The sequence below is a fragment of the Erythrobacter sp. genome (genome assembly GCF_038133525.1).
Lineage (GTDB): Bacteria > Pseudomonadota > Alphaproteobacteria > Sphingomonadales > Sphingomonadaceae > Qipengyuania.
Genome location: NZ_JAYPTL010000099.1, coordinates 1 through 6994 on the forward strand (window position 1 = coordinate 1; position 6994 = coordinate 6994).

The 6994-nt window shown below is 66.1% G+C and carries 9 protein-coding genes; 1 reads left to right on the forward strand and 8 read right to left on the reverse strand.

Annotation, left to right across the window (positions count from 1 at the left end):
* The 8 genes from AAFM29_RS16200 to AAFM29_RS16235 form a co-directional block, all read right to left on the reverse strand.
* On the reverse strand, positions 1–1490 hold a 1490-nt coding region (locus AAFM29_RS16200), incomplete at its 3' end, for a DUF5934 domain-containing protein (protein ID WP_341713801.1).
* Positions 1487–2074, reverse strand: a complete 588-nt coding sequence (locus AAFM29_RS16205) for a hypothetical protein (RefSeq protein ID WP_341713802.1) — start codon at positions 2072–2074, stop codon at positions 1487–1489. The genes AAFM29_RS16205 and AAFM29_RS16200, both read right to left, overlap by 4 nt.
* On the reverse strand, positions 2071–2943 hold the full coding sequence (locus AAFM29_RS16210; RefSeq protein ID WP_050599561.1) for a DsbC family protein: 873 nt from the start codon (positions 2941–2943) through the stop codon (positions 2071–2073). The genes AAFM29_RS16205 and AAFM29_RS16210 overlap by 4 nt, the downstream gene beginning before the upstream one ends.
* Complete coding sequence (locus AAFM29_RS16215) at positions 2940–4256, reverse strand: TraB/VirB10 family protein (protein WP_006834211.1); 1317 nt, start codon at positions 4254–4256, stop codon at positions 2940–2942. Before AAFM29_RS16215 ends, AAFM29_RS16210 begins: the two co-directional genes overlap by 4 nt.
* Positions 4256–5071: a type-F conjugative transfer system secretin TraK gene (locus tag AAFM29_RS16220; protein WP_006834210.1), complete on the reverse strand. Its 816-nt coding sequence runs from the start codon at positions 5069–5071 to the stop codon at positions 4256–4258. The genes AAFM29_RS16215 and AAFM29_RS16220 overlap by 1 nt, the downstream gene beginning before the upstream one ends.
* Complete coding sequence (locus tag AAFM29_RS16225) at positions 5068–5637, reverse strand: type IV conjugative transfer system protein TraE (RefSeq protein ID WP_006834209.1); 570 nt, start codon at positions 5635–5637, stop codon at positions 5068–5070. Before AAFM29_RS16225 ends, AAFM29_RS16220 begins: the two co-directional genes overlap by 4 nt.
* Positions 5638–5649: 12 nt before the next feature.
* Positions 5650–5937, reverse strand: a complete 288-nt coding sequence (traL, locus tag AAFM29_RS16230; protein ID WP_006834208.1) for a type IV conjugative transfer system protein TraL — start codon at positions 5935–5937, stop codon at positions 5650–5652.
* A gap of 31 nt (positions 5938–5968) precedes the next feature.
* Positions 5969–6301, reverse strand: a complete 333-nt coding sequence (locus AAFM29_RS16235; protein WP_006834207.1) for a hypothetical protein — start codon at positions 6299–6301, stop codon at positions 5969–5971.
* A gap of 373 nt (positions 6302–6674) precedes the next feature.
* On the opposite strand from AAFM29_RS16235, the gene AAFM29_RS16240 reads away from it, so the two are divergent.
* Positions 6675–6994, forward strand: a 320-nt coding sequence (locus AAFM29_RS16240; protein WP_341713803.1) for a hypothetical protein, incomplete at its 3' end; no start/stop codon positions are given.

Consider the following 6994-nt stretch of genomic DNA (forward strand, 5'->3'; position numbering starts at 1 on the left):
TCCTGCAGCAGCACCGACTTGCCCGAACCCGACTTGCCGCAGATCGCGATATTGTGGTTGCCGGCACCGTTCTCGAATGGCGACCACCAGAAGGGCTGGCCGCGGCGGCCAACGAGCAGGAGGTGCGGGATTACGCCGCCGAGATATTCGCCCTGCATCGGCGCGATATGTGCCGCTGTCGTCGAGAGCATGGTCTTGAGACGCTTCAACCGCGCCATGTCGTCGGCGAGGCCATCGGCGAGGCACAGGGGAAAGGCAGCGACGAGGCCTTGGAGCTGGAGGAAGCGCTCGTCGGCAAGGTCCCAGCCCGCCGCCTTGTAGATCGCCTTGATGATGCGTTCATGCGCGTCGCCCTGGCCGAGCGGCGAGATGCTGGTGAGCCCGTAGAACAGCTTCACGAGCTTCTTGCCAGCCTGGAGTTCGGCCTGGACGTGGCGCCACTCGGCCGACTGTTCGGCAAGCTTGGGCAAGAAACGCGCGCTCTTGGTCTGGCTGAGACTGGTCGTGCGCATGAACTTGAAGCCCGCGCGCGCCGAAGCAGCTTCCTGGTCGGGGTAGACCAGGCACAGCATGGTTGCCGTCGGACAGGGGAAACGCAGCTTGTCGGTGAACATGTCGCCGATGAGCCGCGCGCATTCCCAAGGTGCCCAGCGCTCAGGGGTAGAGCGCACGGCATAGTGCCGCACATCGAAATGGTCGGGATAGCATTCGCCGACTTCAGGATTGCCCTCCTCGTCGCGGCCCGTCTCGCGAAAGCGCTCGGTCCTGAGGATCAGGCGATCGTCGCCGACCTCGAGCTCGATGTCGCGGCGGATCGCTTGGGACTGAAGCGTATCGTGCGGGTTCCACGCATGGATATCGGTCTCGTGCGCGGTAGTCGGCGAGGTGAGCTCGTCGATCAGCGCCAAGAGGCCGCCCGGACGCAGCTCCTGCGCGTGCAGTCCGAGCGAGTGGAGCATGCCCATCAGCCCTTCGCGGCATTCCGAAAGTTCCGCGTCGGTCACGCTTCCGGGCACCGGCACGCCGAGCGAGACGATCAGCCGGACGTTGCGAGCATGGAACGGCGCATGCGCCGAGCCCGAGCTCCAGACGAGATCGTAAAGGCGCCTGGTGCGCGCTCTGGCGATGGCCTCGTAGATCCCGCCCTGCTCGTAGCGCGGAGCGAACCAGGGGCCGACCACGCTGCCGATCCGCGGAGATGCGAAGTTCAGGACCTGGAGGCAGGCGCCCTGCGGCAGGCCTTCGGAGAAGAACTGACCGAGGATCTCGCCGGTCCGTTCGTCGGCCCCGATCAGCGGGGTGACTTCGAGCACGAAGCCTTTGGAGCGGGCGTTGCGGTAGAGCTTCGCCCCCTCGTCATAGACCCGGTAGGGCAGCCAGTCCGAGAGCATATCGAGCCCGAAATGCGCCCGCGGCTTTTCGGGCCGAGCCGTGTCGGCAAACAGGCCCCGCGAGAGTGCGTCGCGCGCGGCAGCAAGGGATAGCGTCACTGGCTCTCTCCTTCGGTCATGTCAGGGTGGGGGACCGGCTCGCGGGGAGGGGAAAACGAGCCAGGTCCCCCGGGTTCCGGCGCGTCAGCGCCGGGCATCGCCGGAACGGGCTGCGAGGGGATGAACAGCTGTTCCGGCAATGTGTCTGCCTCTTGGGTTTTTGGCGGTTGGAAATCGGTTGCGGGGTTGCTCTCGCGCGTCGCGGCAATAGTCGATGCCAGCGAGCGCAGGACTTCGCGGCGGCCCTGCGGCGTGCGCCAGCCTGTCCCTGCCTGTTCGGGCAGCGTCAGGTGAACGACGCGCGCCTCATGGTCGCGGCCCGCCGCGTCACGGTAGCCTGTCAGCACGACCAGCAGGCGACGAACCGCTTCGCCGGTCGGGGTCACCGTCCGATGCGCGTCAACCGTGTCAGCCTTTTCAATGCCGGTCGCCCCGGCATCGATCGCGGAAGTCGGCGCGCAGGTCCCTTCCGGAGCCCGGCAGGCAAAGCTGCCTTTGACGTTGCCGCCGAGGCTGGCGCAGCCACTGGCCAGGAGGAGCGGCGCAGCGAGCACCATGGCGCGAAGGATTGGAAGCCGGCTCATTGCGCCACTCCCTTGCCTTCGGCGACGAAGCGGCGGATCGCCGCGGCATCGCGGTAGCCATGAAGCACCGCCCCATCGCGGGCGCGCACGATGACCGGAGTTCCGGCAAACCCGTTGGCCTTCGCGAAGGCTTCGTTGGCATCGAGTGCCTTGGCCTCCTTGCAGGTCTTATCAGTCGCCAGAGCCTGGCCGGAATAGGCCGCATGGAGTGCCTTTGCCGGATCCTTAGCGCACAGCACCGCCTCGGAAATCTTGCGGCTTGCCGCGCCGAAGATCGAGATCGGTCGCTCTTCGACATGAACCTTGGCCTTGGCGAGTTCGGCGGTCAGGCGCTGGCAATACCCGCACTGGAAATCCGAGAAGACGACCAGGCGTTCGCCCTTGAGGTTGCCCCAGTGGATCGCGCCGGCAGCCGGAAGCGACGAGAGGTCGACATGGTTGGCGGCCGCCTGGACAGGCGTTTCGTCGCGTCCCGCCGGCGCGTCACTGGCTACGCGCGCCGCACCGGCCGCGAGCAGATCGGGATTGAGTTCGAGCAGGCGGGCGGCAGTGACGTCGCGCCGTTCTTCCATGTCGTAGAGACGGCCTACGAACAGGTAGCGGGCGGTCTCGTCGATGTAGAACAGCGTGTCACCCGAGACGACTTCGCACCAGGGCCCGAGCGTGTCGCAGCTGATCGCATCGATCGGGGTCTTGGGCAGCCGCAGTTTCAGCGCCTGCGCGACATCGCTCGCCATGCCCGCGGCGCTCGCAGGCATCGCAGTGACGGCAGAGACGCCGAGCGTCAGCACGGCGGCGGCGCTCGAGAGGGCAAGGGCAAGGTGGGCGGCGCGCGCCTTCAGGCTTGGCGGCGAGTCATTGTAGTTCATTTGGAGGGGCTCCTGACGTGGACGCCGTCGAGAAAGACGATCTCGACCTCGATGCCGGTCGGCATCTCGACGACGGGTTGGTATTGTTCGGCGCGTTCGATGAGGTATCGGCTGACGGTGTCGGCGGCTTCGCCGGCACCCTGGCCAAAGCCACCGGCGAGGATGTCGGTCGGCGACAGCGCCTCGCGCTGACCGTTGGCGCCGACCTGGCCGGTGAAGATGCCGTTGGCGTTGGCGGAAAATCCGCGCCCGAAGCCGCCAACGATCCCGGCCAGCAGCGCCTGGCTGACAAGGCTGCCTTCGCGGCTGACCACGCGGCCGCGCACGCCCGACTTTCCGGCGAAGGAGATGAACCCCTTGACCTCGCTCACCGCGAAGCGCCCACCGGGTTGCGCGCAGGTCATGCGCACCAGCTTGACGTAGACCTTCTCCGCCGAGAGATCGCCGCGCGCCGCGCCATTGACGAGGCAGCCGGTGATATCGGTGGTGAGCAGTTTGTTGCCGCGCATCACCGAGCGGGCCGGACCGGTGATCCGGAGCACCACGGGAAGCGGATCGCTCTGGCTGGCAACGCCGGTCGAGGCATCGACACCCACGATGACCGTTGCCGGTGCGTAGCTGTTGGGCGGAAGGTAATCGCGGCTCGCTTCGAGCAACAAGGCTGGCGCAGTCTCTGCCGCACGCGGCTTGCCGTCCTTGCCCGTCTCCGCGCTGAAGCTCATCAGGCTGAGCTGTCCGCCTTGCGTTTCCGGCGCTCCTTGCGGTGGCTGGACAGCTCCGCCGGTGCCGACGCCGGGTCCATAGGCAGGTGGCGGTGGCAGTGGCGGCGCGGCGGCAGGTGCCTTCGCAGCTTCGCTCAGCTGTGATCGCAGATTGGCATTCTCGGCCGAGATCGCGTCGATCGCCGCCTGGCCGTCGGAGCGCATCTGCGCGTTCTCGCTGCGCAGGGCTTCGAGCTCCTGTTCGATCTCGGGGCGCGGCAGCTGGGCCTGCTGGAGATCCTTGATCGCGCGGCCCTGTGCATCGAGCCGGTTACCGTAGCTCGCGACGAACTCGCGCTGCGAGAGGTTACGATTGACGAGGCCGCCGGTGTCGATTGTCGCCGCACCATTGGCATCGGTGCCAGCCTCGTCGCCGTCGCCGCCGAAAATGAACATGCCGCCGCCGATGAGCGCGATGGCCCCGATCCCGGCGAGCAGCATCTTCTGGCGCTGTGCGATCTGCGAATTGAGGTTGCGCCGTCCGCTTTCTCGCGCTTCCGGCGAGCCCGGCAGAGGCCTCTTTCCGGCGTCCTTCTGTGGTGCCTCGGCCATCAGTCGAGTCCTCCCTTGGCAAAGACTAGGAAGGCACTGGTCGCTTCACCGGGAGCGAGTGCATCGCGGCCATAGGCAAAAGCGAGCGCGCCTGCGGCACCTTCGCGCTCGGAGCCAAGCGCAAGGCTTTCCTGGCCGAGGTTGCGCACGAGGAAGCGCTGTCCGGTAAGTTCATCGCCCTGGTATTCGGCGACCAGCTGGACCTCGATCCCGCCGGTACGGCGCGGAGCCGACAGTTCGGCGCGGGCAGTGAATCCGGGCAGGACGGCATCGCTCGCCATCGCCTCGATCAGGCGGATCGCGGCGTCCTCGGGACCGGTCTCGGTCTCCCATTCGGTGGCCGCGGCTTTAGCGAGCGCGGGATTGGTGATGAAGAGCTGGGTCGCTTCCTCGCCGCCGAGACGGCAGGCGAACTTGTAGACGTAGCCCGCCTTGCTGGTCGCAAAGAAGCTGACCCGGGCAGCGGCAAATTGCGGGGGCACGGAGATATAGATGTCTCCGCGCACTGGCTCGTGCGTCACCTGGAAATCATTGTAGGGAAAACCGCTCGCGATCTTCGAGACATTGGCAAAGCCGTCATCGATAAGCGCGATCCGGGTGAGTTCGCCGCGAGCGAGCTCGCAGTCGATGGTCGCGTTGTCGGCCGCTTCGACGAATTGGTCGGCATACGCCGGGACCGGCGCGAGCGCGAAGGCAAGCACGGCGAGGCCGGTCAGCTTGAGCCCGGGATCGGGGCGCCTTGTCGCGCCGATCGCGAAACAGGCAAGGCCGGTTCCGGCAAGCGCAGCAGCGAGGGGAGATGGGAGAAGGCTCATTGGCCGGGTTCCTCCTTGTCGGTGGGAAGTTGCTCAAAGCCGGCGAGCGCAAGGCTGAGGCCACGCTTCGACCAGCGGAAACGGAAGGAGCGGCGCTGGCTCGCGATCACCTGCGTGCCGACAAAGGTCTTGAGCGTGCCGGTGACGGTCGAGGTCAGGGCCTTGGGGTCGACGTGCATTTCCGCGATCACGAAGGCCTGGCTGATGTCCGAGCCGCGCTGTTCCTCGACGATTTGGACGAGCTCGGCCTTGAGGCGGCCGTGCGCGGCGGGATCGGCGAGCTTCAGGATGTTCGTCATCCAGTAATCGAGGCTTTCGGGCGCCCGGTTGAGGAGCATCAGTGCCGTGTCGCGGGTGACAAGTTCGAGATAGGGCGCGTCGATCCCGCCGCTCGAGACGGTGATCCGCTCTGAGGTGATCGGCACCAACACAACCTGCTCGTCGCGGGTGACCGCGGCGCCGAGGCTGACCAGCGTGGTCAGGCCCAGGACACCTGCCAGCACGGCAAAGCGGTTGCGTTGCCGCAGGTAGGTCTGCGCCTGTTCGTGCGCGAATTCTGCTCGCATGGTTCGCCTCCCTCAGCCCGCCAACAGGCGGCAGTGGGAGGGCGGCGTGGCCTTCAACCCGAGAAAGCTCCCGGGTAGGTACCAGTACGCAGCATGCACCAGTGCCGAACCGGCGCCGCGTGCCTTTGCCTTCCGCAAGGCAAGCCAGGCCCCGGCGGCCAGGCCGATACCGATGAAGATATGCTGCGAGAGAATGCCCCAGGCGAAGGGAATAAGGATCCCTGCAAACTCGTCGATGGTCCAGAAGCCGATGAGCTCCGGGTCGTCGAGCCGCCGTGGAACGAGGTACCTGTCGGCCATGCCGCCCTCCTGTCGTGACCGGATCCGCTGATCAGATGACCGCGGTCACGACCGAGGTGACGATCGGAACGCCGGTGCCGACACCGATGCCGACGCCGACCGGCACCGCGACCTGGCCGAGCGAGAAACGCCCGGAGGCGAGACCGATCAGGCCGCCCGCAAGGCTGAGCACAGTGATGATCTTGCCGCCCGAACCTTCGAGGAAGTCGGTGAACTTGGTCAACGCGGGATCGAAGGTGGTATCGGCCCCGGCAAAGGCGGCACCGGCGCAGGCCAGCGCCACGCAGGCGGGAAGAATGTAGTCGCGGCCGCGAGCCCCGTTGGGCGAGCGCTGCTGGACCGGAAGGGCAGTCTTGGTGGTCATGGATGGAAACTCCGAGGATTGAACATCAGCCAGCGATGCGTTCGCTGTATGTTCTTTCCTCTCCCCGGAGCCGGGCTGTAGGAAATCGGGAATTGGATTTTGGGGCTTTCGACCAAGCAAAAAGCGACATCGGGAGGTGCGATGCACGGGATTCGCGCAGGCTGATCGCGCAACAGCGCTGACTGTGCCGGCATCTGAGCGAAGAGAGCCGCGATATGCGCGCAGGCGACCGAAATTCGCGCGAATCGTCGGAGGAAGCTGATCGTTCCTTCCTCTATGTTCTCTAAATGTTCTTTTTGTTTTCCTACAGGCTTCCTTCGCGGTTAGCCGGAGAGTCGATCACTCTGGAGATAAGGATTCGTCGATGACCAACATGGCGCTCTTTGCCGAACAACAGGTTCGCGCCGACCTCGCCCGGCTGCTTTTGGCCGCCGTCGAAGCCAGCGGCCGTGCCCGCTGCGACATCGCTCGCGACGCGCAGATCCATAAGGATGCCCTGCGCCGTGTTCTTGCGGGCGAACGCTCGGCCAGCCTCGGCGAAGCCTTGCGCATTCTTGCCGCGAGCGGCGTCGCGCCGCACGCACACCTGCTCCTGTTCCTCGTCAGCGGCGGCGATCACGCGATTGCGTGGCTGCAATCGGACCTCGCGCAATTCTTCGAGGACTTTTCCGGCGAACTGCCTTCAGCGCTCGA